This is a genomic window from Streptomyces sp. NPDC048197, assembly GCF_043202395.1.
Classification (GTDB): domain Bacteria; phylum Actinomycetota; class Actinomycetes; order Streptomycetales; family Streptomycetaceae; genus Streptomyces; species Streptomyces siderophoricus.
Genome location: NZ_JBIDAJ010000049.1, coordinates 22,601 through 48,157 on the forward strand (window position 1 = coordinate 22,601; position 25,557 = coordinate 48,157).

Annotated in this window: 22 protein-coding genes; 5 read left to right on the forward strand and 17 right to left on the reverse strand. The window is 71.5% G+C overall.

What is annotated here, in order from left to right; genetic code table 11:
- Positions 1 to 336: 336 nt before the first annotated feature.
- Positions 337 to 1,566: a threonine aldolase family protein gene (locus ACGF4C_RS36155; RefSeq protein ID WP_393572389.1), complete on the forward strand. Its 1,230-nt coding sequence runs from the start codon at positions 337 to 339 to the stop codon at positions 1,564 to 1,566.
- 442 nt (positions 1,567 to 2,008) lie between these two features.
- Complete coding sequence (locus ACGF4C_RS36160; protein WP_030414996.1) at positions 2,009 to 3,118, forward strand: DUF5937 family protein; 1,110 nt, start codon at positions 2,009 to 2,011, stop codon at positions 3,116 to 3,118.
- A 223-nt stretch (positions 3,119 to 3,341) separates the two neighbouring features.
- Here the strand turns inward: ACGF4C_RS36160 and ACGF4C_RS36165 are convergent, their stop codons facing one another.
- Together ACGF4C_RS36165 and ACGF4C_RS36170 are read right to left on the reverse strand one after the other, a co-directional pair.
- Complete coding sequence (locus tag ACGF4C_RS36165; protein WP_310728355.1) at positions 3,342 to 4,025, reverse strand: response regulator transcription factor; 684 nt, start codon at positions 4,023 to 4,025, stop codon at positions 3,342 to 3,344.
- A 262-nt stretch (positions 4,026 to 4,287) separates the two neighbouring features.
- Complete coding sequence (locus ACGF4C_RS36170; RefSeq protein ID WP_393572392.1) at positions 4,288 to 5,493, reverse strand: sensor histidine kinase; 1,206 nt, start codon at positions 5,491 to 5,493, stop codon at positions 4,288 to 4,290.
- A gap of 173 nt (positions 5,494 to 5,666) precedes the next feature.
- Here ACGF4C_RS36170 and ACGF4C_RS36175 point away from each other — a divergent pair, with 173 nt between their 5' ends.
- Positions 5,667 to 6,728, forward strand: a complete 1,062-nt coding sequence (locus tag ACGF4C_RS36175; RefSeq protein WP_393572394.1) for an SAM-dependent methyltransferase — start codon at positions 5,667 to 5,669, stop codon at positions 6,726 to 6,728.
- A 208-nt stretch (positions 6,729 to 6,936) separates the two neighbouring features.
- The gene (locus ACGF4C_RS36180) at positions 6,937 to 8,079 is read left to right on the forward strand and encodes an NADH-quinone oxidoreductase subunit D (RefSeq protein ID WP_393572396.1); all 1,143 of its coding nucleotides are present in this window, start codon (positions 6,937 to 6,939) and stop codon (positions 8,077 to 8,079) included.
- A gap of 266 nt (positions 8,080 to 8,345) precedes the next feature.
- Here ACGF4C_RS36180 and ACGF4C_RS36185 read toward each other — a convergent pair whose 3' ends face one another.
- The 10 genes from ACGF4C_RS36185 to ACGF4C_RS36230 form a co-directional block, all read right to left on the reverse strand.
- Positions 8,346 to 9,620: a coiled-coil domain-containing protein gene (locus tag ACGF4C_RS36185; RefSeq protein WP_393572422.1), complete on the reverse strand. Its 1,275-nt coding sequence runs from the start codon at positions 9,618 to 9,620 to the stop codon at positions 8,346 to 8,348.
- A 190-nt stretch (positions 9,621 to 9,810) separates the two neighbouring features.
- A complete protein-coding gene (locus ACGF4C_RS36190; RefSeq protein WP_393572424.1) occupies positions 9,811 to 10,731 on the reverse strand; it encodes an ABC transporter substrate-binding protein in 921 nt (306 codons plus the stop codon).
- Between the two features lie 165 nt (positions 10,732 to 10,896).
- Positions 10,897 to 11,637, reverse strand: a complete 741-nt coding sequence (locus ACGF4C_RS36195; protein WP_393572398.1) for an ABC transporter permease — start codon at positions 11,635 to 11,637, stop codon at positions 10,897 to 10,899.
- Positions 11,638 to 11,640: 3 nt separating this feature from the next.
- On the reverse strand, positions 11,641 to 12,393 hold the full coding sequence (locus ACGF4C_RS36200; RefSeq protein WP_393572400.1) for an ABC transporter permease: 753 nt from the start codon (positions 12,391 to 12,393) through the stop codon (positions 11,641 to 11,643).
- Between the two features lie 291 nt (positions 12,394 to 12,684).
- Complete coding sequence (locus ACGF4C_RS36205; protein ID WP_393572402.1) at positions 12,685 to 13,170, reverse strand: DUF3180 domain-containing protein; 486 nt, start codon at positions 13,168 to 13,170, stop codon at positions 12,685 to 12,687.
- A gap of 117 nt (positions 13,171 to 13,287) precedes the next feature.
- A complete protein-coding gene (folK, locus tag ACGF4C_RS36210; RefSeq protein WP_393572404.1) occupies positions 13,288 to 13,884 on the reverse strand; it encodes a 2-amino-4-hydroxy-6-hydroxymethyldihydropteridine diphosphokinase in 597 nt (198 codons plus the stop codon).
- Positions 13,868 to 14,242 carry a dihydroneopterin aldolase gene (gene folB / locus ACGF4C_RS36215; protein ID WP_030414985.1) on the reverse strand — a complete coding sequence of 125 codons (375 nt, stop codon included), beginning with the start codon at positions 14,240 to 14,242 and terminating at the stop codon, positions 13,868 to 13,870. Before folB ends, folK begins: the two co-directional genes overlap by 17 nt.
- Positions 14,243 to 14,656: 414 nt before the next feature.
- Positions 14,657 to 15,127: a nuclear transport factor 2 family protein gene (locus tag ACGF4C_RS36220; protein WP_037809296.1), complete on the reverse strand. Its 471-nt coding sequence runs from the start codon at positions 15,125 to 15,127 to the stop codon at positions 14,657 to 14,659.
- 5 nt (positions 15,128 to 15,132) lie between these two features.
- Positions 15,133 to 16,056 (reverse strand): dihydropteroate synthase, encoded by a 924-nt coding sequence (gene folP / locus ACGF4C_RS36225; RefSeq protein WP_393572406.1) that lies wholly within the window; start codon positions 16,054 to 16,056, stop codon positions 15,133 to 15,135.
- A gap of 87 nt (positions 16,057 to 16,143) precedes the next feature.
- Positions 16,144 to 17,991: a phosphatidylglycerol lysyltransferase domain-containing protein gene (locus ACGF4C_RS36230; protein ID WP_393572408.1), complete on the reverse strand. Its 1,848-nt coding sequence runs from the start codon at positions 17,989 to 17,991 to the stop codon at positions 16,144 to 16,146.
- A 140-nt stretch (positions 17,992 to 18,131) separates the two neighbouring features.
- On the opposite strand from ACGF4C_RS36230, the gene ACGF4C_RS36235 reads away from it, so the two are divergent.
- Complete coding sequence (locus ACGF4C_RS36235; protein WP_362146573.1) at positions 18,132 to 19,247, forward strand: alpha/beta hydrolase-fold protein; 1,116 nt, start codon at positions 18,132 to 18,134, stop codon at positions 19,245 to 19,247.
- Positions 19,248 to 19,326: 79 nt separating this feature from the next.
- Here ACGF4C_RS36235 and folE read toward each other — a convergent pair whose 3' ends face one another.
- The 5 genes from folE to ACGF4C_RS36260 form a co-directional block, all read right to left on the reverse strand.
- Complete coding sequence (gene folE, locus ACGF4C_RS36240; protein WP_393572411.1) at positions 19,327 to 19,932, reverse strand: GTP cyclohydrolase I FolE; 606 nt, start codon at positions 19,930 to 19,932, stop codon at positions 19,327 to 19,329.
- Positions 19,933 to 20,048: 116 nt separating this feature from the next.
- Positions 20,049 to 22,061 carry an ATP-dependent zinc metalloprotease FtsH gene (ftsH, locus tag ACGF4C_RS36245; RefSeq protein ID WP_362146577.1) on the reverse strand — a complete coding sequence of 671 codons (2,013 nt, stop codon included), beginning with the start codon at positions 22,059 to 22,061 and terminating at the stop codon, positions 20,049 to 20,051.
- Between the two features lie 280 nt (positions 22,062 to 22,341).
- Entirely contained in the window at positions 22,342 to 22,881 is a 540-nt protein-coding gene (gene hpt / locus ACGF4C_RS36250; protein ID WP_030414979.1) for a hypoxanthine phosphoribosyltransferase, read from the reverse strand.
- Positions 22,882 to 22,967: 86 nt separating this feature from the next.
- Entirely contained in the window at positions 22,968 to 23,975 is a 1,008-nt protein-coding gene (gene tilS, locus ACGF4C_RS36255; protein WP_393572413.1) for a tRNA lysidine(34) synthetase TilS, read from the reverse strand.
- Between the two features lie 191 nt (positions 23,976 to 24,166).
- The gene (locus ACGF4C_RS36260; protein WP_030414977.1) at positions 24,167 to 25,312 is read right to left on the reverse strand and encodes a zinc-dependent metalloprotease; all 1,146 of its coding nucleotides are present in this window, start codon (positions 25,310 to 25,312) and stop codon (positions 24,167 to 24,169) included.
- Positions 25,313 to 25,557 lie beyond the last annotated feature (245 nt).

Genomic DNA, 25,557 nt, shown 5'->3' on the forward strand with positions numbered 1-25,557 from the left:
AGGGCTCGCGGGCTGTGCGCAGCTGCGTCATGATCGGTCCCGACGGCGACCCACGCACCGGCGAATCAGTCCCGGCGGCAACCCACCGCAGAGCTGGCTTCCCATCGCACGGCAACCCATCGCACGGGCGAAAGCGGAATCGTCGCGAAAACAACAGGCGGGCGGACCGCGGGCAGGCCGAGAGCAGGCTCACGGCCGACGACAGGGTCACGGCCGCAAGACAGGCTCGCGGCCGGGGACAGGCTCACGAAGGGCCAAGGGATGAGGGGGACGACGGGGATGACAGGGATGACGGGAACGGCGGGAACGGCGGGATCGACGGGGGTGACAGGGCCCATGCAGGACAGCGACAAGGACAGCGAGGGGGAGCAGCGCGGCCACGGCGCGGACGGAGCCGGGAGCGACAGTTCCCAGGACGCGCGGCGGATCGCCGCACTGCGCCGGGTGGTGCGGTCGCTCGCACCGGCCCCACGGCCCGAAACGGTCCGCGAACGGCTGGACCGCCTGGTGGCCGACGCCCCCACCGCATACGACCTGGACAGGATGACCGACGTCTACGCCAACGACGACGGGATAGTCGGCGAGCTGGAACGCCGCACCGCCGAAGCGCTCGGCACGGAGGCCGCCGCCTTCTTCCCGACCGGCACGATGGCCCAGCAGGTGGCACTGCGCTGCTGGGCGGGGCGTACGGGCAACGCGACGGTCGCCGGCCATCCGCTCTCCCACCTGGAGATGCACGAACGGGACGCGTACGCAGTGGTCAGCGGACTGCGAATGGTCCATCCGACCCGCGCGCCCCGGCTGCCGACCGCCGAGGAGATCTACGGTCTCCAGGAGCCGTTCGGAACCCTGGCCCTCGAACTCCCCCTGCGCGACGCCGGTTTCGTACTGCCGGAGTGGGACGAGCTGACCGCGGTGGTGGCGGCCGCCCGGGACCGGGACGCGGTGGTGCACTTCGACGGCGCCCGGCTGTGGGAATGCGGCCCGCACTTCGGCCGCACGCTCCCCGAGATCACCGCACTCGCGGACAGCGTCTACGTCTCCTACTACAAGTCACTCGACGGCATATCGGGCGCCGCGCTCGCCGGTTCCGAGGACTTCGTCGCCGAGGCACGCGCCTGGCGCCACCGCTACGGCGGCCAGCTGTTCCAGCAGTGGCCCGCCGCACTGGCCGCCCTGGCAGGCCTGGACCGCGAACTCCCCCGGCTGCCGGAATACGTCGCCCACGCCAAGGTGGTCGCGCAGGCGCTGCGCGAGGGCCTGACGGCGGCCGGCGTGCCGTGGTTCAGGGTCCACCCGGAGGTGCCGCACACCCATCAGTTCCAGGTGTGGCTGCCGTACCCCTCCGAGGTGCTGGACGAGGCCGTCATACGGCAGGCGGAGGAGAGCAGGACGGCGCTGTTCCGCGGCTGGTTCGAACGAGGCCTGACCGAACCGCCGGGAGTGGCCCTGACCGAGGTCACGATCGCCGCGCCCGCCCTGGACTGGACACCGCAGGACGTCCATACGGCAGTTGCGGACTTCATGCGGTGCGTGGAGGAGGTGCGGGCCGGGGCGGGGTCTTGACGGACTACGGACTTTCGTCTCATGGGGTGAAGGTGGGGGTGAGGGCTGGGGTGGGGGTGGGGGCGGGGCGGGGCCCAGGGGGGAAGGCGGGGGAAACCCCGGGCGAGCCCCCCAAAGGCCGCGCCGCACCCAAAGCTCCCCGTGCCGCACCCAAAGCTCCCCGCTCCGCACCCGAAACTCCCCGCTCCGCACCCGAAACTCCCCGCGTCGCCCTCCGGAGGCGTCGCCACCAACGGATTTCGCGCACGCTGCGCACGGTGTGGGTACCGGGGAGCGGCGGGGCGGTCTCGCCTCGTCGGGCAGCTCGGTAGGCGTCGAGAAGGTGCTGCTGGTTCGCGTTCATGCCGCCACTGTGGAACGGACGGCCCGCCCGCGGCGCATCGATTGACGGGAGCCGTCAATCGACGACCGTGCAGGTCGCGGGCTCGCGCATGATGGGCCCATGGCCAACGTCATCGACATCACCGGGCTGCCCCCGGAGCGCATCGTCTTCGCCCCCTCTCCCCTCGCGGAGCTGGGCGCCGCGCTGCACGCGCTGTCGGAGCCGGGACACCACCCCGGGCTGCACGGCTGGGTCACCGCCACCAATGCGGCCCTGAAGACCGACCTCGCCGACCGGCTGTGCGAGGCGGACTTCCTGTGGCGGTCCTCCCGTTCCGACATCCTGCTGCCGGCCCACCCCGGATCGACGCTGGCCGAGGAGCTGGACGAGCTGGACAAGATCGACGACGAGCGGTTCGTGGCCGCCGCGTTCGAGATCTCCTGCTCGGCGACCTACACCCGGGCCACGCCGTCCCCGCTGGTCGATGCGGAAGAACGGGCACGGGTACGGGAGATGGCCGCCGCGCGCGGTCCGCGGCAGGCGGCCTTCACCGACCGGATGCTCACCGACCCCGACGGCCTGCGGGTCTGGCTGCGCCGACTGCTGGAGGACTGCGAGGACGCGTTCTTCGGGGACATCTGGCGCCGGGTGGGCATCCAGTTGGCGGCCGATGCCCGGCACAAGACCGAACTGCTGCGGCGCAAGGGCCTGGCCGAGACGCTGCCCGCGACCTCGATCGCGCTGTCGCTGGACGAGGCGCAGGACGGGAGCGGCGGCGTCCGCATCGTGGTGGACAAGTTGGCCAGGGGCCGTACGACGGCGTTCGCGAGCCCCGGGGATCCCGGTGTCACGTTCCTGCCGACGTCGTTCGGCTGGCCGCATCTGCTGGTCAGTCACGCCCCGGGCTGGCGTCCGGTGCTTCAGTACCCGGTCGCCAGCCCGGAGTTGCCGGCGCCGGCCACGCTCGAACTCATCCAGCAGCGGCTGGAGGCGCTGGGGCATCCGATGCGGATGCGGCTGTGCCGCACGCTGGCGCGGGGGCCGCATACGACGGGCGAGCTGGCGAACGCGTACGGCATCACCTCACCGGAGGTGTCGCGGCACGTCACGACGTTGAAGAAGGCCGGGCTGATCCAGACGCGGCGCCGGGGGCGCTATGTGCTGCACCAGTTGGACCTCCAAGTGGTCGCCCGGCTGGGCAGCGACTTCCTGGAGGGCGTACTGCGCTGACGGGCTTGCTTGTTGCAGCGCAGTACGCCCTGCGCCAGGGGCTCTACAGCGCTGACGGGCGTACTGCGCTGCAGGTAGTACTTTGCTGGAGGGCGTACTGCGCTGGAGGGCGTACTGCGCCGTGGTCTTCCCACGGCACGCCCCGGCGCCTCCCCCGGCGCCTTCCTCGGCACCCGGCTCTTGCGCGCCGGCGCCTCCCCCTGCCCTACGTTCCCGCCGGCCCCTACGCCCCCGCTCCGCCGGCCCGCACCAGCCCCGTCTCGTACGCCAGCACCACCGCCTGGACCCGGTCGCGGAGGCTCAGCTTCGTCAGGATGCGGCCCACGTGTGTCTTGACCGTCGCCTCGGACAGCACCAGCCGGGCCGCGATCTCGCCGTTGGACAGCCCCTGGGCGACGAGCAGCAGCACCTCGCGCTCGCGGTCCGTGAGCCGCTCCAGCTCGGGGCGGCCGGGCTCACCGGAGGTGGCGGGCAGCATGGGCGTGAAACGGTCGAGGAGCCGGCGGGTGGTGGACGGTGCGACGACGGCGTCGCCGCTCTGCACCGCGCGGATCGCCGCGAGCAGTTCGCCGGGCGGCACGTCCTTGAGCATGAATCCGCTGGCCCCGGCCTTCAGCGCGGAGAAGGCGTACTCGTCCAGGTCGAAGGTGGTCAGGATGAGCACCTTGGGGGCGTCCTCCTTCTGACCGCCCTCGCAGATGCGGCGGGTGGCCTCGACCCCGTCCAGATGCGGCATCCGGACGTCCATGAGGATCACATCGACCTTGGTGGAGCGCAGCACCTCCAGTGCCTCGGCGCCGTTCCCCGCCTCCGCGACGACCTCCATATCCGGCTGGGCGGCCAGCACCATCCGGAACCCGGTGCGCAGCAGCACCTGGTCGTCGACGAGCATCACGCGGATGGTCATGGGTCAGGGGTCCCTTCGTGGGCCGATGGCGGAGCGGGTGGAGCGGGTCGAGCGGGTCGAGCGAGTCGACCGGGTGGAGCGGGTCGACCGAGTGGGCAGGTCGATCGGATGGAGCAGGTCAAGCGAGCGGAGCAGGTCGAGCGGGTCGAGCAGGGCGCGGTGGGTCGGGTGGGTCGCGTGGGGCGCGCGGTGGGGTCGAGTGGGGCCGTGGGTTGGGCGGGCTGCCGCACGGCACCCTGCTCGGCTCAGCGCATCACATGCCTTACCGGCCCGGTTTCAGGGGGAGTACGGCGCTGACGCGGAAACCGCCGCCCGGGCGCGGGCCGGCTATCAGGGTGCCGCCGACCATACCGACCCGTTCCCGCATGCCGATCAGGCCATGGCCGAGGCCGTCCGCCCCGCCCGATTCGTAGAGCTCGTGCTGCGCGCCGCGGCCGTCGTCCTCGACGAGCAGTTCGAGGTCGTCGTCCTGGTAGCTGAGGCGGACGGTGGCGGCGACGTCGGGGCCGCCGTGTTTGCGGCTGTTGGTGAGCGCTTCCTGGACGATGCGGTACGCGGTCAGTTCGACGCTGCTGGGCAGCGGGCGCGGCTCGCCCTCCACCCGGAAGTCGACGGGCAGTCCGGCGCCGCGGACCTGGTCGATGAGGTCGGTGAGCTGTTCGACGCCGGGCTGGGGGACGTATTCGCCGCCTTCGGCCTGTTCGCCGGTGCGCAGCACGCCCAGCAGGCGTCGCATCTCGGCCAGTGCCTGGCGGCCCGTGCCGGAGATCGTTTCCAGGGCCTGCCGGGTCTGTTCGGGCGCGGCGTCGAGGACGTAGGCGGCGCCGTCGGCCTGGACGACCATGACGGAGACGTTGTGGGCGACGACGTCGTGCAGTTCGCGGGCGATCCGGGCGCGCTCGGCGGCGACCGCGATACGGGCCTGGGCCTCGCGCTCCTTCTCCAGCCGGGTGGCCTTCTCCTCCAGCTGGGCCCAGTAGGCGCGGCGGGTGCGCACGGAGTCGCCGAGGACCCAGGCCAGCACGAAGGGGACGGTGAGCAGCACCGTGAAGAACAGGCTTTCCCACAGCTGCCGGTTCCCGGGCCCCTCCCCGAAGCGCACCAGGGACAGGGCCGGGCCGACGAGGGCGCCGAGGAGGGCGCAGCGGGCGGCCCAGCGGGCGGTGGAGGTGCCGGACGCGACGGTGTACGTGATCACGAACATCGCGAAGTTACCGGGATTGGGCGGGATGTCGAAGATCAGCTGGCCGACGCCGATGGCGGCCGTCAGCAGCAGCATCTTCACCGGGGCCTTGCGGCGCAGCGCCACGACGAGGCAGAGGCCGACCGTGAAGATCGCGGCGGCGAGCTGGTGCGCGCCACTGACCTCGCCGGCGACCCACAGGCTGGTGAACCCGAGGAGAAGGACGGCCCAGAAGGTGTCCACTCCCGTCGGGTGTCTGCGGAGGAAGTCATAGAGGCGCTGCACGTCACCCAGCGTAGGCAGAGCGGATAGGTGTACGAGTCAACCGGAGGGGCGATCCTCTACGTCAGCTCTACTCCCCAAGGTGGAGACTCCATGCGCCAAATGTGTCGGACCAGGGGACGGTCTGCACATCAACCCGTGGGTCGACCTGGCCGCCCCGCCCGTACCGTGGGGTGGTGACGAATGAGTGGTGCGGCTGGCGGGACGCGACCGAGCGGGCGCTGTACGGGGCGGACGACGGCTTCTACACGCGGCCCGGTGGCCCCGGTCCGGCCGGCCATTTCCGCACGTCGGTGCATGTTTCCCCGCTGTACGCCGGGGCCGTCGCGGCCCTTCTGCGCCGGGTGGACGGTGCGCTGGGCCATCCCGAGGAGCTGGCGCTGGTCGATGTGGGCGCGGGCCGCGGTGAGCTGCTGACGGGGGTGCTGGCCGCGCTGCCGGACGAGGTGGCCGACCGGCTTCGCCCGTACGCCGTCGAGCGGGCCGCGCGCCCCGGGGGGCTGGATCCGCGGATCGACTGGCTGGGTGAGCTGCCGGCGCCGGGCTCGGTCACCGGGCTGCTGTTCGCGAACGAGTGGCTGGACAACGTGCCGGTCGACGTCGTCGAGACGGACGGGGACGGGGTGGCCCGCCGGGTGCTGGTCCGTGCGGACGGCACGGAGCGGCTGGGCGAGCCGGTCGACGGCGCGGACGCGGAGTGGCTGCGGCGCTGGTGGTCGTCGCAGCCGGCCCCGTCCGCCGCCTCCACTGCCCCCACCCCCACTGCCCGTACCGCGCTCTCCCCGCTCTCCCCGGGACTCCGAGCCGAGATCGGCCGCCCCCGGGACGAGGCGTGGGCGCGGGCCGTCCGTACGCTGCGCGCCGGGCTCGCGGTCGCCGCCGACTACGCGCATGCGCGCCAGGACCGCCCGCTCTTCGGCACCCTCACCGGCTTCCGCGACGGCCGCGAGGTGCGCCCCGTACCGGACGGCAGCTGTGACATCACGGCGCATGTGGCGCTGGACGCCTGCGCCGGGCCGTCGGCCGAGCTGCTGACCCAGCGCGAGGCGCTGCACGCCCTGGGGGTGGACGGCCGCCGTCCACCGCTCTCCCTGGCGTCCACCGACCCGGCCGCGTACATCCGGGCCCTCGGTACGGCCGGTGCGGCGGCGGAACTGACCGATCCGGCGGGTCTCGGGGGCTTCGGCTGGCTCGTGGAGCCGGTGGGCGGGGAGTGCGCGGGGCTGCTCAAGCCGTGAGGGCGGGCGGCCCTGCTCGGGCGTGAGGGCGGGGGGGTACTCAGGCCGTGAGGCCGGGGGCTGGTCGAACCGTGGGACAGGCCGGCTCAAGCCGCGAGGCTGCTGACGGGCTGAGGCATACCGCCGAGGTTCCTCGCCGGCGTTCCAAGGGGTGGGACGGCGCAGGCCCAGGGCGTCCACCGGGGTGGCGGGCTGCGAAACTGTTCCCATGACGGAGACGACGGTCGGCATCGGCGGCGCGGCGGAAAGCACCGACATGGTGCTGAACATCGGCCCGCAGCATCCCTCCACGCACGGTGTGCTGCGGTTGCGCCTCGTCCTGGACGGCGAGCGGATCCAGCACGCCGAGCCGGTGATCGGATACATGCACCGGGGTGCCGAGAAGCTCTTCGAGGCACGCGACTACCGCCAGATCATCATGCTCGCCAACCGGCACGACTGGCTGTCGGCGTTCTCCAACGAGCTGGGTGTGGTGCTGGCCGTCGAGCGGATGCTGGGCATGGAGGTGCCCGAGCGCGCGGTGTGGACGCGGACGCTGCTGGCCGAGCTGAACCGGGTGCTGAACCATCTGATGTTCCTCGGCTCGTACCCCCTCGAACTGGGCGGTATCACCCCCGTCTTCCACGCGTTCCGTGAGCGCGAGGAGCTCCAGACCGTCATGGAGGAGATCTCCGGCGGCCGGATGCACTACATGTTCAACCGCGTCGGCGGCCTCAAGGAGGACCTGCCGGCCGGCTGGCTGGGCCGGGCCCGGCAGGCCGTCGCGGATGTCCGCTCCCGGATGGACGTCTTCGACAACCTGGTCCTGGGCAACGAGATCTTCCGCGGCCGGACGCGGGGCGTCGGGGTGCTCGCCCCGGAGACGGTGCACGCGTACGGCGTTTCCGGGCCGATCGCCCGCGCCTCGGGCGTCGACTTCGACCTGCGGCGCGACGAGCCGTACCTGGCGTACGGAGAGCTGGCGTCCACGCTCAAGGTGGTCACCCGCGAGGAGGGCGACTGCCTGGCCCGCTTCGAGTGCCTGCTGGACCAGAGCCACAACGCCCTGGATCTCGCCGACGTCTGCCTGGACCGGATCGCGGAACTGCCGCCGGGGCCGATCAACCAGCGTCTGCCGAAGGTGCTGAAGGCGCCCGAGGGCGCGACGTACGCCTGGACCGAGAACCCCCTCGGCATCAACGGCTACTACCTCGTCTCCAAGGGCGACAAGACGCCGTACCGCCTGAAGCTGCGCTCCGCGTCGTACAACAACATCCAGGCGCTGGTGGAGCTGCTGCCGGGGACGCTGGTCGCCGACATGGTCGCGATCCTCGGCTCGATGTTCTTCGTCGTCGGCGACATCGACAAGTAGAGCCACGGCCAGTAGAGCCACGGCAAGTAGAGCAACGGCCAGTAAAGCCACGGCAAGCAGAGCACCGATGTTGTCCACAACCTGTGGACAACGTCACGTCGACTTCACTCCCGCGCCCCGAAACCGCTTGCCCTCGAAACCGCTTGCCCCGAAAACCACTCGGCCCCGGAGCCGGGTGGGCTTCGGGGCCGAATGCAGAGCGAGGGCGGTCGGTCGGGCGGTCGGGAGCCCCGCCGAGTCGGAAAATGGGGCCAGGAAATCGGCGGTCAGGAGATGGCGGTCCGGAGGACGCCGACGTCGAGCTGTTCGGTCTCGTCGTGGGCGGTCAGGTCGATGACCTCACCGGCACCGCTGGTCGTCTCGCCGTCCGCGGTCAAAACGCCGTCCTGCGCGCCCTCGGCGGGCGCCCCGGACTGCGACTCCGCCGCATCCTTCTCGACCTGCTCGTCCTGCTCGTCGCCCACAGTCCGCTCACCGGCGGTCGGCGCAGCACCGGCCGCCGGCGCGCCCCCCGCCTCCGTACGGGCTCCAGGGAGGGCCGTACGGGCCGCCGTCTGGGCCGCCGTACGGGCCGAGTGCTCGGCGAGGGCCTCGTCGCCGACGACGTCCGCCAGGTCGTCCTCCAGCGGCGCGGGCAGCTGACGGGGGCCGGGAGCGGTCGCGTTGCCGAAGAAGTCGAAGCCGCCCACGGTGCGCGAGGCGGTGGGACGGGACGGGGCGACCGCGGCGGCGGACGGGACCGGGCGGAGCGCGGGTCCGGCGGCGGTGGCCGTACGGGCGGTGAGGGCGCCGCCCGTGCGCTGTGCGGCGGCCGCCTGGCCGTTCCCCCGGCCGTTGTCCCCGTCCTGGCCGGTGTGGCTGCCCGGTGCGGTGTGGCCGCCCGGTGCGGACTGCGTGGGCCGCTCGGCGGCGGCGCGCTGCCGGGCGGCGTTGCGCGCCAGCTGACGGAGCGCCTGGGCGGCCTGCGCGTACGCCGCGGCGGTCGGGGCCGGCACCGGCCGGCCCGTCGACGGCCGACCCGAGGTCTCACGGTCCGCCGTTGCCTGACGGCCCGGCGCCTGACGGCCCGGCGCCTGGCGGCCCGACGCCTGGCGGTCCGCCCGTCCCCGGTGGTCCGCTGCCGGAGCGTCAGGGGCGGTGGGCACCGCCGGTCCTGCGGACTCGGGCGCCCGGGAGGCGCCGGTGGCGGCCGGGAGTGCCCGGGCCGGGGCGGACGCCTCGATGGCGAGCAGCCGGCGGCCCTCCAGGGCGCTGGCCCGCTCGGTCTCGGCGGTGGCGTAACGGCGGAGCAGCTCGGCGTGTTCGCTGCGCAGCCGGGCCAGTTCGGCGCGCTTGGCGCGCAGCTTGGTGTCGAGGGCGGCGCGGAGCTCGCGGGACTCCTCGATGTCGGTTTCGAGCTCGGCTATCCGTTCCTCGGTGCGCCACTCGTCGCGCACCCGGGCGCGGGTGAGTTCGGCGACCCGTCGACCGGCCTTGCGGTCCCAGCTCCTCAGCAGGACGGCACCGGTCACGGCCGCGGCCGCCGCGCCCGCGGCGAGCACGCGTTGGACCAGATCATCGCCGACAAACCACGGGCCCGCGGCGCAGACAAGGGACACACCGGCGACCGTCGTGGGAGGAAGCAGCCGGTGGAGGGGTGGGGAATGGCGGTGGCGTCCTCGTGGCATGGCCAGAAACTTACCGTGCGTGCGGGATCTATGGGGCCCGGCCCACAAATCCGTTTCCGGCTGGTTACTTCCTGACCAGTCCCTTCGACTCCACATATGACCGGGCGACATCCACGGGCTTGAGCCGCTCGGCATCCACCTTGCGGTTCAAGTTGATCAAGTCTTCGGTGGTCAGAGTGCGGGTGAGCTTCGCGAGGGCGCTCTCGATCCGCTGGTCCCCTGCGCTCTCGGCATTCACCACCGGCAGCACATTGTCGGCGTTCTGCAGCCGCTTGTCGTCCTTGAGGAGCACCAGTCCGAAGCTGTCGAGCGTGGCGTCCGTGGTCGTGGTGAGCACCAGTTGATCGGTGCCGTCCTTGACGGCCTGCTTGGCCTGCGGCGTCCCGACTCCCTTGGGGTCCAGGCCCGTGATGTCGATGCCGTACGTCTTCTCCAGGCCCGGCTTGCAGAACACCCTGGTCTCGCACTCCTCACCCGAGGCGAGTTTGATCTTCTGCTTCGATTCTCCGAGGTCGGAGAGGGTGGAGAGCTTGTGCTGCGCGGCGAATTCCCTGCTCACCGCGAAGGCGTTCTGGTCCGTCGCACGGCCTGCCGGCAACACCTTCAGTCCGCGCGGTCCGGCGAGCTTCTTCAGTGCCGCGACCGTCTTGCCGATGTCGGCGGACGCGACCGGCTTCGCCTTGCTGCCGTTCTTCTTCGCGTTGAGAAATTCGGCGAGCGTGGAGGCATATTCGGGAACGACGTCGATCTGGCCCTTCTCCAGGGCCGGTTCATACAGCTCACGATTGGCCAGGGTCTGAACTCGGGTACGGTAGCCGGCGTCCTGAAGGAGCCGGGAATAGATCTCGGCGAGCACCTTGGACTCGGTGAATCCCGCCGAGCCGATGACGAGTTCGCCGCGCTTTCCGCCCTTGCCACCCTTGCCCTCGCCGCCGCCCTTCTCCTCCAGGGTCGGGCCGCCGCACGCGGCCAGCCCGGCCGCCATCGCCAGCACCGCGCCCGCGACCACCACGGTGCGCACCGTGCGTGCCCCGCCTCCCGTGCGTGCCGTGCGTGCCGTGTTGCTTCTCGTAGATGCCATGTGAATGCCCCTTCAGCCCGTCCGTCAGTTCAGTCCGTAAGTCCGCCGGCCCATCGGCCCATCGGCCCGTCAGTCCGCGCGGCGGGCGAGCCGCGGCGCCGGTATCAGCTCTGCGCTGGCCGGGGCGGCGGACCGCATGGCCCGCCGGCCGCCCCGCATCGGGTCGAGGAGGCGCTCGGCGAGGACGAGGACGCCCTCCACGGCCAGGGCGAGGACGGCCACCAGCAGCGCGCCCGCGACGACCTGTGCGGTGTCGTAGTTGCCGAAACCGGCGGTGATGATCCGGCCCAGGCCCCCGCCGCCGGCGAGCGCCGCCAGCGTCGCGGTCGCCACCACCTGGACCGTGGCCGACCGCAGGCCCGTCATGATCAGCGGGTAGGCGAGCGGTATCTCGACCCGGAACAGCACCTGCGGCCCGGACATGCCCATCCCGCGCGCGGCCTCGACCACATCGCGGTCCGCCTCCCGCATCCCGAGATAGGCGTTGGTCAGCAGCGGCGGCACCGCGAACAGCACCAGCGCGAGGACCGTCGGCCAGTCGCCGTGCCGCCCCAGCGGGCTGAGCGTCAGCAGCACCAGGACCGCGTACGTCGGCACCGCCCGCCCGATGTTGGCGAGATTGACCGCCAGCGCGCCGCCCTTGCCGAGGTGCCCCAGCCAGAGCGCCACCGGCAGCGCGATCAGGCAGGCCAGGGCCAGGCACACCGCGCTGAGCCGGACGTGCTCGGCGAGGCGGTGCGTCACGCCCTGCTCCCCCGTCCAGTTGGCGGCCGTCGTCAGCCACTGCCAGGCCCCCGCGAGCACCCCCATCGCTCAGCCCACCGCCTTCGCGGCACGGACCCGGCCGCGCGCCCACGCCGCAGCCCTGCTCCGCACCCCGGCCCGGCCCCCGGCCCGCGTCCACGGCGTCAGCAGCCGCTGCAGGGCCATCAGCAGGACGTCCGCGACCAGCGCCAGCAGCACGCACAGCGCCGAGGCCGTCAGCACCTCGGCCTTGAAGAAGCCGGCCATTCCGCTGGCGATGAGATTGCCCAGGCCGCCGTAGCCGACGACGGAGCCGACGGTCGTCATCGCCACCGTCGAGACCGTGGCGATCCGCAGCCCGGCCACCAACGCCGGTATCGCCAGCGGGAGTTCGACGCCGAACAGCAGCCGCACCGGGCCGTATCCCATCCCGCGGGCGGCCTCCCGCACCCCGGCGGGGACCGCCTGCAGACCGGCGAGGATGTTGCGCACCAGGATCGTCAGCGAATACAGCACCAGGCCCGTCACGACCACCGCCGCCGAGACCCCGAAGACCGGTGTGAGGAGCGCGAACATCGCCAGCGAAGGGATCGTGTAGAGCACCGTCGTCAGTCCCAGGACCGGCCCTGCCGCGCCCCGCCGGCTCCGCGCCACCAGGGCCAGCGGGAAGGCGAGCAGCAGGCCGAGCGCGACGGACACGGCGGTGATGCCGAGGTGCTGGAGCGTGGCGTCCAGCAACTCCTGGCTGCGGGTGCGCAGATACTCACCGCACACCCAGTCGTTCGCCTCCAGGCAATTCGCCCCGCCTGCCCGGCCGCTCATCTCCGTCACCTCCCCCGCCGGTCCCCGCCCGACCGCGCCACCCCGGCCGCACCGTGCGGCACCTGTGCCGTGGCGCAACCCGTTCGCTCATCTTTTCGATGTCGTGTGATCGACCCTAGACCCGACCACTGACAATCGCACCGGTCCCGCCGTCCACCGGCCCGTATCGCCATCCACCCGCAACACCCCGTTCACGGCCGGCGCGCGGCCCCGCCCCCCAACGCCGCGGGGCCCGGCCCGCGCAGCGTCTCGCTGTCGCAGGCCGGGCCCCGCCCGGTGTCACTGTGCGGGTCAGGCCCGCGCGTCGGCCCCGCCGTCGCCCTCGTCGTCCGGCAGCTTGCAGACCCGCTCCAGGAAGATCGCGGCGACCACCACGGCCGCGCCGGCGAGCACCGACAGACCGGCATAGATCGCCTGGTCCCGGCGGGGGTCGACATCGAGGCCGGCGGTCAGCAGGAAGACGCCGACGCCGCCGTACAGCCCGGCCACCAGCGACGCCACCAGGGCGCTCGCCTGGCCGAAGACCACCGCACGGGCGGCCAGCAGCGGATCGACGCCCTTGGCGCCGGGCCGCCGCTCCCGCTGGGCCCGCAGCCGTCCGCGCAGCTCGAAGGCGGTGCCCGCGAGCACGGCGGCGAGGAACGCCAGGACGATCGGCGCGGCCACCGGCACGCTCGGGAGCGTGCCGAAGGAGTCCCACAGCCGGGCGCCGCCCCAGGCCAGCACCCCGGCTGCCAGGAACAGCCCGACCAGCACCTTGATGTGTAGCTGTTTCACCGAGCGATCGCCCCTCGCACCGTCCTGCCCCTTACCGCCACCACGGTCGTCCTCGTCGTCGTACCGCCGCCGTCGCACCGGCCGTCACTCCGGTCCACGACTCCTCCGGTCCAACGCCTACTCCGGCAGCCGGAGTTCCAGGTCCGCGCGCGGCAGCACGCCCGTGCGGCCGACCACCGAGAGGAGCTCGGCCACCGCGCCGCGCCCGGGGACCTCCGCCTCCGGGTCGATGTCGTGCCACGGCGCCAGGACGAAGGCCCGCTCATGGGCGCGCGGGTGCGGCAGCGTCAGCCGCGGGTCGTCGGAGACGATGCCCTGATACGCCACGATGTCGACGTCGATGGTGCGCGGCCCCCAGCGCTCGTCGCGGACCCGCTTGAAGGCCTCCTCGATGGCGTGCCCGCGCTCCAGGAGGGAGCCCGGCGGCAGGGTCGTCTTGATCAGCACCACGGCGTTGAAGTACGACGGCTGGCTGCCCGGCGCGACGCCCCACGGCTCGGTCTCGTACACCGGGGAGACCGCTTTGACCCGCAGACCGGGGGTGTCCTCCAGGGCGTCGACGGCGCCCTGCAGGGTCTCCAGGCGGTTGCCGAGGTTGCTGCCGAGGGAGATCACGGCGTGTTTGGGGTTGGAGAGCGTCACATCGGCGGCGTCCACCTGCTCCACGACGGAGGCGGGCACCGGCTGTACGGTCGGGTCACTGCTGGTGTTCATGTACTCGACTCCGAGTGATGGTGATGGTCACGTCGTCGAAGGGGACGGTGATCGGCGCGTCCGGCTTGTGCACCACCACCTCCACTTCCTGCACGCCCTCGTGCTTGAGGCACTGGTCGGCGATGCGCTCCGCCAGGGTCTCGATGAGGTCGACGGGCTCGCCCTCCACGACGGCCACCACCTCCTCGGCCACGACGCCGTAGTGCACGGTCTTCGCGAGATCGTCGGAGGCGGCCGCCTGACGGGTGTCCAGACCGAGCACCAGGTCGACGATGAAGGTCTGGCCTTCTTCGCGCTCCCGCGGGAACACCCCGTGGTGGCCTCGGGCCTTCAGCCCACGCAGCGCGACACGATCCACGCGAATCACTCCGTCTGGTCCACGGCACCTCTGGCGCCACTGTTCGTCGGTTCCGGGCAGGCGCCGGAGCGATCCGGCAACACTGCCCCGCCATCGAATCTACCTTCGAGCACCGACAGTCCTCGCCCACGGGGGCTATGGACAAGACCCCGTCCTGCTGCTAGGCGTGCCGCATCGAGCGGGCCGGGAGATCGTCCGCGCGCCTCTTACCCCCTGGTACGCGCCCCACCCCTACCCGTCCCGCACTTGGCTCGAACGGGTGCGCCCTCGTCCATATGGCTGACGCCCGCCGCTGACGCCGGCACAGAACCGGGCCATCGGCGCAAGTCCGGACGGCCATGGCAAGGCTCACACACCGGCCGGCCCCGGGCGCGGCACCCGCCACACACCGGCCACGTCACCGGCACGTCCCGTTCACACCGCGCCCGCGTCCGGCTCCCCCTCGTCGTCCTCGTCCTCGTCGTCCTCGCGGTCCGCCAGCACCGGCGAGCCGTGGTGCGACCACACCCGCCAGCCGTCGTCCGTGCGCCGGAAGACGTTCGTCGCCACGACCAACTGGCCGATCAGCGGCCCCACCGACCCGTCGTCCTCGGCCGGCCCGCCGCTGAGGATGTTCTCGGTGCAGGTCACCAGCGCGGTGTCCCCGACCACGTCGATCTCGACGTCGGTCAGGAAGAACTGGATGTACTCGGTGTTCGCCATGATCAGGGCGTACGAACGGAGCACCTCGCCGCGCCCGCGGAGCACCGGCCACCCGGGGTGCACCACGCTCACCTGACCGTCCAGCCACAGCTCGGACAGCGCCTCGTGATCGCCGCGCTCGATGGTCTCGTACAGGGTCGTGTTCGCCTGCTCGACCAGCTCGATGTCCGTCCGTGGGCCCAAGCCGCTCACACCGCTCCCGTCGTCTTCGACGTCCGCGTCGTACCGTCCGCCGCGTCCGTTCCGGCGGCCGGGGCCGCCGCGCCCTCCACGGCACGGGCCACCCGTACCGCGTCCGCGCTCGCCCTGACCTCGTGCACCCGCACCGCCCAGGCCCCCTCTCGCGCCACCATCGCCGATACCGCCGCCGTCGCCGCGTCCCGCTCCCGGGCCGGCGGCGGGGCCGCTCCCTCGTCCCCCGCCAGCACCCTGCCCAGGAACCGTTTCCTCGATGCCGCCACCAGCAGCGGCCGGCCCAACGCCCGCAGCCGCTCCAGACGGGCGATCAGGGCCAGGTCGTGCTCCGCCTGCTTGGCGAAGCCCAGACCGGGGTCGATGACGATCCGCTCCGGGTCGATGCCGCCGGCCACCGCGCGCTCCATGGCCTTCCCGAGCTCGTCGACGACCTCGGCGACCACGTCGCCGTAGACGGCGCGGTTGTTCATGTCGATGGACTGCCCGCGCCAGTGCATCACGACGAACGGCACGTGGTGCGCGGCCACCACCGGCACCATCGCCGGGTCGGCGGCACCGCCGCTGACGTCGTTGACCAGCCGCGCCCCCGCCTGCACCGCCTGTTCGGCGACCGAGGCGCGCATGGTGTCGACGGACACCACGGCACCGGCCGCGGACAGCTCCCGTACGACCGGGACGACCCGCCGCAGCTCCTCGGCCTCGTCCACCCGCGCCGCGCCCGGACGGGTCGACTCGCCGCCCACGTCCACCAGGTCGGCGCCCTGCGCCACCAGGTCCAGGCCGTGTTTGACGGCGAGTTCGGTGTCGAACCACTCACCGCCGTCGGAGAACGAATCGGGCGTCACGTTCACGACGCCCATCACCGCGCAGCGGTCCCAGTCCGGCAGTCCGGCCACCTGGCCACGCAAGGTACTCATGGGACCAGCGTAGGCCGTGTGCCGACCGGCCGGATTGCGACCGCCGCCTGCCCGCTCCGCCCGGCCGCGGGCACGTTCCGGCGACGGTCAGGCGGCCGGCTCCACGGCCTGGGCGGTGCGCACCGGCTCGGTGACGTGTGCGCACGGGCGCGGCTCGGCGGGCCGGCTGCGGCGCAGCGGCCGCGGCAGCCGCAGTTCCATGTAGCCCTCGGCCTGGAGCATCGCCAGGCCGATCCGCGGGATGTCCCGGCTGTTGCGGAACACCACGAACCGGGGCTCCCAGCGGGGCTGGAACTTGTCGTTGAACTTGTAGAGCGACTCGATCTGGTACCAGCGGGACAGGAAGATCAGCGTCGCCCGCCAGCCCCGCAGGACGGGGCCCGCGCCGAGCTTCTCGCCGCGCTCCAGGGAGGAGCGGAACACCGCGAAGTTCAGCGACACCTGCTTGACGGCCAGGTCGGGCGCCGCCTGCAGCGCCGCGACGATCAGCAGCTCGTTCATCCCCGGGTCGGCGCTGCGGTCCCGCCGCATCAGCTCCAGCGAGATCCCGTCGTCGCCCCACGGCACGAAGTGCTGCATGGCCTTCAGGTCCCCGTACGGGCCGGCCTCCTCGCCCTCGGGGGCCGGCTGGTGCGCGGTGGCGATCACCGCGTCGCCGTCCGCCACCGCGTCGATCCGGCCCAGCGCCATGGAGAAGCCGCGCTCGGTGTCGGTGTCCCGCCAGGCGTCCGCCGCCTTCTGGATCCGCGCCAGCTCCTCCGGCTCCAGGTCGCGGACGCGCCGCACCCGGGTGTGGTAGCCGTTGCGCTCGATCCGCTTGACCATCTGGCGCACGTTGCGCATCGCGCGCCCGCTGAGGGTGAAGCCGGCCACGTCCACGATCGCCTCGTCGCCGAGCTCCAGCGCGTCCATCCCGGTCTCCCGGGTCCACACCTGCCCGCCGGTCTCGCTGCAGCCGGTCACCGCCGGGGTCCAGGAGTGCGCCCGCGCCTCCTCCATGAAGCGCTCGATGGCGCCCGGCCAGGCCTCCACGTCGCCTATCGGGTCGCCGCTGGCGAGCATCACGCCGGAGATCACCCGGTAGCAGACCGCGGCCTTGCCGGACGGGGAGAAGACCGCGCCCTTGTCACGGCGCAGCGCGAAGTAGCCGAGCGAGTCCCGGCCGCCGTGCCGGGCCAGCAGCTCGCGCAGCTGCCGCTCGTCCTCGTCGGTCAGCCGGGCCGCCGGGTGCTCGGGGCGGAAGGCCAGGTAGGCGGTGGTGGCGACGGTCAGCAGGCCCAGCGCGCCGAGGGAGTAGCCGACGGTGTAGTCCACCTGGTGGGTGTAGCCGATCGGGCCCTCGAAGCCGAAGAGGCCGAACAGCACGTGCTCGGCGCGCTGCAGGAAGGACGGCGACCCGACGATCTTGCCCGGGTGGGAGCTGACGATCACCATGCCGATGGCGAAGCTCGCACCGCCCAGGACCACGAAGTTGGCCAGCGCCTTCCAGCGGCTGCGCGGATCGGGCAGGGCCGCGAACTCCTTCCGGTGCCACACCAGGAAGCCCAGCAGCGCGGTCGAGAGCACCGCGCCGAAAACGGAGTGGCGGTACACCAGCTGGGCGGCGATCCCCACCGGGAGCAGCGCCACCGCCGCTCCCCAGGCCCGCCGCTTACGCCGTTTGAGGCCGTGGGCCAGAAGGAGCAGCAGGATGCCGACGACGATGGAGGCGGCGGCCGCCAGCGGACTGACCGCGCCCGGCAGTACTTCGGCCAGGGCGTGCACCCGGCTGTGCCGGAAACGCGGGAACACTCCGGCGACCAGGTTCAACAGTCCGACGGCCGCGCCGGCGGTGCCGATGAGCCCGGGCACCGCTTCGGGCCGTGGGCCGCGGAGCCAGCGTGGTGTTCGCCACGCAACCTTCTCCGACTTTTCGCCATCTAGCCTGTCAGACATCACTTTCCCGTCGCCCCGGTCGAGAAGACGTGCGAGCCTAGTCGCAGCATCTGGACTTTTGCGCCCTGTATGACGGCGTTTCAGGGCTCGGGGTTCCACCAGCGGTACGGATGACCCGGCCGCCCGGAAGAAAGCACCACATGGGTCTCACCAGCAAGAAAGTGCTGCTTCTTGCCGTCCTCGTCGCGGTGGCACTGTTCATCCTCACCGTTTGGCTCTGGCCGCGCCTGTCCAAGGGGAACTGGCGCACCGTCCTGGGCCGGGTCGGGCTTTTGCTGGCGACCCAGCTCTCCCTCTTCGCCGCGGTCGGCCTGTTCGCCAACAACTCCTTCGGCTTCTACGCCTCCTGGGCCGACCTCTTCGGCCAGGAGCAGGAACCGGGTGTGGTGACGAATTACCAGACCGGCCCGAACGGCACCAAGCTGCAGATGCTGGGCACCGAACGCATCAGCGTCCAGAACGGCTCCCGGCCCTCGTCGGCCGGCCGTATCGACAAGGTGCTCATCCGCGGCGAGCATTCCAGGATCGCCAGCCCGGCGTTCGTCTATCTGCCGCCGCAGTACTTCCAGAAGAAATACGCGAAGAAGAAATTCCCGGCGGCGCTGGTGCTCACCGGCTACCCGGGCACCGCCGAGGCCCTCTACAAAAAGCTGCATTTCCCGCAGACCCAGCACGGCCTGCTCAAGGAGCACCGGATGCGGCCGACGGTCCTGGTGATGATGCGGCCGACCGTCGCGCCGCCGCGGGACACCGAGTGCGTGGACATACCGAACGGCCCGCAGACCGAGAGCTTCTTCACCAAGGACCTGCGCGCGGACATCACCGAGCACTACCGAATAGGGCGTGAGGCCAAGAGCTGGGGCGTCATCGGCGACTCCACCGGCGGCTACTGCGCACTGAAGATGACCATGCGCCACCCCGAGGCGTACTCCACCGCGGTGGCCCTCTCCGGCGCCTACAAGGCCCCGCTGGACGCCACCACCGGCGACCTCTTCGGCGGCGACCTGCGCCTGGAGCGCGAGAACAACCTGCTGTGGCGTCAGCGTCACCTGCCCGCCCCGCCGGTGAACCTCCTGGTCACCAGCAGCAAGCAGGGCGAGGGCAACTACAAGCAGACGCTCCGCTTCATCGAGCAGACGAAGTCGCCCACCCGCGTCTCGTCGATCATCCTCGACAGCGGCGGCCACAACTTCAACACCTGGCGCCGCGAGATCCCCGCGGCCCTCGAATGGCTGGGCAACCACCTCAAGGCGTGACGCCCTGCGCCGGGCCCTTCAAAGGGCCTTCCGAGCGGCGGGACGGCCGGTGTGCCGCCCCGTCGCCTTCCCGCGGGCGTCAGCGCGCCAATATCAGGCTCATCGCCTCGGCCCGGCTCGCCGCGTCGCGCAGCTGACCGCGGACCGCCGAGGTCGTCGTCTTCGCGCCCGGCTTCCGCACCCCGCGCATGGTCATGCACATGTGCTCGCACTCGATGACGACGATCACGCCGCGCGGCTCCAGGATCTCCATCAGCGAGTCCGCGATCTGCGTGGTCAGCCGCTCCTGCACCTGCGGGCGCCGGGCGAACACGTCCACCAGGCGGGCCAGCTTCGACAGCCCGGTGATCTTGCCGTCGGCGGACGGGATGTAGCCGACGTGCGCCACCCCGACGAACGGCACGAGGTGGTGCTCACAGCTCGACACCAGCTCGATGTCCTTGACCAGCACCATTTCGTCATGGCCCAGGTCGAACGTGGTCGTCAGCACGTCCTCCGGCTTCTGCCACAGCCCGGCGAAGATCTCCTTGTACGCCCGTGCCACCCGAGCCGGCGTCTCCAGCAGACCCTCGCGGTCCGGGTCCTCGCCCACCGCGATCAGCAGCTCACGTACGGCGTTCTCGGCCCGCTTCTCGTCGAACGTACCGATCGTGCCGTCGACGTCCAGCGTCACAGGGTCCGTCATATGTGCCTCGTTCCTTCTGCGCCCGCTCGAACGCGGTTCCCATCGCGGAAATGCCGCGCCCCCCAGGCTAAACCTGGGGGGCGCGGCATGTATTCCAGGGCCTGTGGAGCCCCTGGTCAGCTCTCCGGGTGCGGCTCCTCGGAGCTCTCCGCCTTCTTCTCCGTGGAGACGGTGGCCGCCGTCACGGAGCCGTTGGCCGGGGCCAGCTCCTTGGGCGAGAGCACCGGCGGGCGGGTCGACGGCGTACGCCGCGAGGATCCGGTCCACGCCGGGCGGGCCGGGCGCTTGACCACGTGCTTGAACAGCTCCGCGATCTCCTCCTTGCCGAGGGTCTCCTTCTCCAGGAGCGTCAGCACGAGGTTGTCGAGGATGTCGCGGTTCTCGACCAGGATCTCCCACGCCTCGTTGTGCGCGGTCTCGATCAGCTTCTTGACCTCTTCGTCGACCAGCGCGGCGACCTCTTCGGAGTAGTCGCGCTGGTGACCCATCTCACGGCCCAGGAAGGGCTCGGAGTTGTCGGTGCCGAACTTGATCGCGCCGAGCCGCTCGGTCATGCCGTACTGCGTGACCATCGCGCGGGCCGTGGCGGTGGCCTTCTCGATGTCGTTGGCGGCACCGGTGGTCGGGTCGTGGAAGACCAGCTCCTCCGCCGCGCGGCCGCCCAGCATGTACGCCAGCTGGTCGAGCATCTCGTTGCGGGTGGTGGAGTACTTGTCCTCGTCGGGCAGGACCATGGTGTAGCCCAGGGCCCTGCCGCGGGACAGGATCGTGATCTTGTGGACCGGGTCGGAGTTCGGGGAGGCCGCCGCGACCAGGGCGTGTCCGCCCTCGTGGTACGCGGTGATCTTCTTCTCCTTCTCGGACATGATCCGGGTCCGCTTCTGCGGGCCCGCCACGACGCGGTCGATCGCCTCGTCCAGGAAGTGGTTGTTGATCAGCTTCTCGTCGCTCCGGGCCGTCAGCAGCGCGGCCTCGTTGAGGACGTTCGACAGATCGGCACCGGTGAAGCCGGGGGTGCGCTTGGCGACGGCCGAGAGGTCGACGTCCGGGGCGACCGGCTTGCCCTTCTGGTGGACCTTGAGGATCTCCAGACGGCCCTGCAGGTCCGGACGGTCGACGGCGATCTGCCGGTCGAAACGGCCGGGGCGCAGCAGCGCCGGGTCGAGGATGTCCGGACGGTTCGTCGCGGCGATCAGGATCACGCCGCCCTTGACGTCGAAGCCGTCCATCTCGACGAGGAGCTGGTTCAGGGTCTGCTCACGCTCGTCGTGGCCACCGCCGAGACCCGCACCGCGGTGCCGGCCGACGGCGTCGATCTCGTCGACGAAGACGATCGCCGGGGCGTTCGCCTTGGCCTGCTCGAAGAGGTCACGCACCCGGGAGGCACCGACACCGACGAACATCTCGACGAAGTCGGAGCCGGAGATCGAGTAGAACGGGACGCCCGCCTCGCCGGCGACGGCGCGCGCGAGCAGCGTCTTGCCCGTTCCGGGCGGGCCGTACAGCAGCACACCCTTGGGGATCTTGGCGCCGACCGCCTGGAACTTCGCCGGCTCCTGCAGGAACTCCTTGATCTCGTGGAGCTCCTCGACTGCCTCGTCCGAGCCCGCGACGTCCGCGAAGGTCGTCTTGGGGGTGTCCTTGGTGAGCAGCTTCGCCTTCGACTTCCCGAAGTTCATCACCCGGGAGCCGCCGCCCTGCATCTGGTTCATCAGGAACAGGAAGGCGACCGGAATCAGAATGAAGGGAAGCAGCGTCATCAGCAGACTGACGAACGGGTTCGTCTTCGACGGGGAGACGGTGTACCCGTCCTTGATCTCGCCGGTCTGGTACTTGGCCTGCAGGTTCTTCGCCAGATCGACGCCCTGGTCGCCGATGTAGCTCGCCTGGATCTTGTTGGAGCCGTCGACCTTGTTGGAGCCCGACAGCTCGACCTTGATCTTGTTCTCGTCGCCGGTGGTGAGCTCGGCGGACTTCACCTTGTTGTCAGCGATCGCCTTGACGACCTGACCGGTGTCCACCGTTTTGTAGCCGCCGGACGAGCCGACGACCTGCATCAACACGACCACGGCGAGGACGGCCAGCACGATCCACATGACCGGCCCACGGAAGTATCGCTTCACGTCCATCCATACGGAGCCGTTGGCGGCCCCGTCCCTCCTGCCACAGTGAGGCACAACGCCCTCTGAGGGCTGGTCGTGCGTACGGTGTATTACTGGCCCGAAAAACAACTGCCTTCGGACGGTACCCCAGCATTGTCACCCGGCGCCTGCGCCGACAGAGAACATGCAGCCGGGGATTTGGCTCTCCCTGCTCCAACGGCGGGCGGCCGCGAAGGGTTCCCGACGGGCCGCGGCAGCTGCGCCGGACCCGTCCGGCCACCCCGGCCGGACGGGCACTCGGGTGTCCTCAGCCGCCGTAGACCTGGGGCGCGAGGGTACCGACGAACGGCAGGTTCCGGTACTTCTCGGCATAGTCCAGGCCGTACCCGACGACGAATTCGTTGGGGATGTCGAAGCCGATCCACTTCACGTCGATGGCGACCTTGGCCGCCTCCGGCTTGCGCAGCAGCGTGACGACCTCCAGCGAGGCCGGCTCGCGCGAGCCGAGGTTCGACAGCAGCCACGACAGCGTCAGGCCGGAGTCGATGATGTCCTCGACGATCAGGACGTGCTTGCCCTTGATGTCGGTGTCGAGGTCCTTGAGGATGCGGACCACACCGGAGGACTGGGTGCCCGCGCCGTACGACGACACGGCCATCCAGTCCATCGTGACGGGGGTGGACAGCGCGCGCGCCAGATCCGCCATCACCATCACCGCGCCCTTGAGGACACCGACGATGAGCAGGTCCTTGCCCGCGTACTCCGCGTCGATCTTCGCAGCCAGCTCGGCCAGCTTCGCGTCGATCTCTTCCTTGCTGATGAGTACCGACTGAAGGTCGGAGCCCATGTCCTTGTCGTCCACCCGTGCCACTCTCGCTCGGTTCGGTGTTCACGTCAGCCGTGAGACTTCAGATGCAAGGCAGCGTGTGCGGCTCAGCCCTGCCGGATGACAAGTCTGCCACCCTGCCGCCGAACACCGACCCGCCCGGGGAGGTTGATGGCGCCCTGGCCCCGCCAGGCGGTGATCAGCCGGTCCACTTCCTCGATGTGGCGGGCGAAGAGCGAACCGGCGGGGGAACCGGCGCCGATCACGGCCCGGCGCAGCACCCGGCGGCGGACCGCGGGGGGCAGCGCGTACAGGGCCGCGACGTCGAGGCCGCCGGTGTCGTCGAGGACCGTGCCCTCGGCGTCGGCCGCCCAGGCGTCCAGGGCGTCGGCGTCGTCACGGGAGAGCTGGGCGGTCCGGGCCAGCGCCTCGACGACGCCCTTGCCCAGCGCCTTCTCCAGGGCGGGCAGGCCCTCGTGGCGCAGCCGGGAGCGGGTGTACGCGGGGTCGGAGTTGTGCGGGTCGTCCCAGACGGGCAGCGACTGGATCAGGCAGGCCTTACGGGCGGTCTGGCGGTCGACGTCCAGGAAGGGGCGGCGGTAGCGGCCGCCGGTGCCGCTGGTGGCGGCCATGCCGGAGAGCGAACGGGTCCCGGAGCCGCGGGCGAGGCCGAGCAGCACGGTCTCGGCCTGGTCGTCGCGGGTGTGGCCGAGCAGGACGGCGGTGGCGCCGTGGCGCTCGGCGGCGGCGTCCAGAGCGGCGTACCGGGCGTCACGGGCGGCGGCTTCCGGACCGCCCTCACGGCCGACGCTGACGGCGACGACCTCGACCGGGTCGAGGCGCAGGGCCCGCAGCCGCAGCGCGACCTCGGCGGCGCGCAGATCGGAGCCCTCCTGGAGGCCGTGGTCGATGGTCACGCCCCCGGCCCGGACGCCGAGCTTGGGCGCCTCGAAGGCGAGGGCGGAGGCGAGCGCCATGGAGTCGGCGCCGCCGGAGCATGCGACGAGCACGAGCGGGGGCTCGTGCCGGTCCTGTGCGCTGTGGTGGGTGAGCACGTCGTGGAGTACGCGGCGGACCGCCAGGCGTATCGCGGCGACCGCTGGATGGGGACCCATGTCCGTTTCCAATCGTTCAGCTGGGGTGCCTCGGGCCGGTGAGGGCTTTTCGTCACACAGAGTGCCTAGATGGTGACAGAGGCGAGCGGTTCCCCGAGCATTGCACGCCTATCCATCGGCAACGGTCCCTCAGACGGGTGATTGAAGGGGCGCTCTACTGCCACGCGGTGTGCCCAGCTCACAACGTTCGCCTACGGTGCCCCGTCCGCCTTCCGGTGCACCCGCGCGACCCAGTCCGCCGGTTTGGCGATCTCCTGTTTGGTGGGGAGGGTGTTCGGCGACGTCCAGACCCGGTTGAAGCCGTCCATCCCGACCTCGTCGACGACCGCGCGGACGAACCGCTCCCCGTCGCGGTACTGCCGCAGCTTGGCGTCCAGCCCGAGCAGCTTACGCAGTGCCTGGTCGAGCCGCCCGGCACCGCTGGCCCGCCGCTTCTGGAACTTCTCCCGGATCTCGGCGACCGACGGCACCACGTCCGGCCCCACCCCGTCCATCACGTAGTCCGCGTGCCCCTCCAGCAGCGACATCACGGCGGTCAGCCGCGCCAGGATCTCGCGCTGGGCCGGCGTCTGGACGAGATCGACGATCGAGCGGCCGCCGTCCTCGTCCTCCTCGCCCTCCGGCCGGGCACCGGCCAGCGACTGGGCGGCCTCCCGCAGCCGCTCCAGGAGGGTGCCCGGATCGATGTCGGTCTCCCCGAGGAACGACTGGATCTCGCCCTCGATGTGGTCACGCAGCCACGGCACGGCCGTGAACTGGGTGCGGTGCGTCTCCTCGTGCAGGCACACCCACAGCCGGAAGTCGTGCGGTTCCACTTCGAGCTCGCGCTCCACGTGGACGATGTTCGGCGCGACCAGCAGCAGCCGGCCGCCCTGCTCACCGGCCGGCAGGTCCCGGCTGGGCGGCGCGAACGTCTCGTACTGGCCGAGCACCCGCGACGCCAGGAACGACAGCAGCATCCCCAGCTCCACGCCGGTCACCTTGCCGCCGACCGCGCCCAGCACCGCGCCACCGGGGACCGTCGAGCGGCGGTCCTCCATCTTGGCGAGCAGCGGTTTGAGCACGGCCCGGAAGCCGGCGACGTTCGCCTTGACCCAGCCGGGCCGGTCCACGACCAGGACGGGCGTATCGTGCGGCACCTCGCCCTGCGCGTCCGGCTGCGCCAGCCTCGTGAACGCCCGCACGTGCGCCTCGGACGCCTTGGCGTGCTTACGCAGCTCGGCGACGATCGCCCGCGCCTCGTCCCGGCTGACCTCTGGCCCCGGCCGCACGAACCGGGTCGCGGTCGCAACCGCGAGGTTCCAGTCGACCATCTCGGTTCCACCGATGCTCGTCATGACATTCACGGTACGTGGGCGCGAGGGCGCCGGGTAGCCGTTGCGCTGCGCGGCGCCTCCCACGTACCTGGCTGTCCCGCCGCGGGGCTTGCTCGTCGTTGCGCTTTGCGGCGCCCCCGCACGTAGTTGTCTGCTGCGCCGCGGGGCTCGCTCGCCGTTGCGCCTGCGGCGGGCTGGGTGGGTGTCGGGTGCGGTGACGGGCCTGCGGGGCCGGTGTTTGGGACTGCTGTCGCTTTACGTCCCAA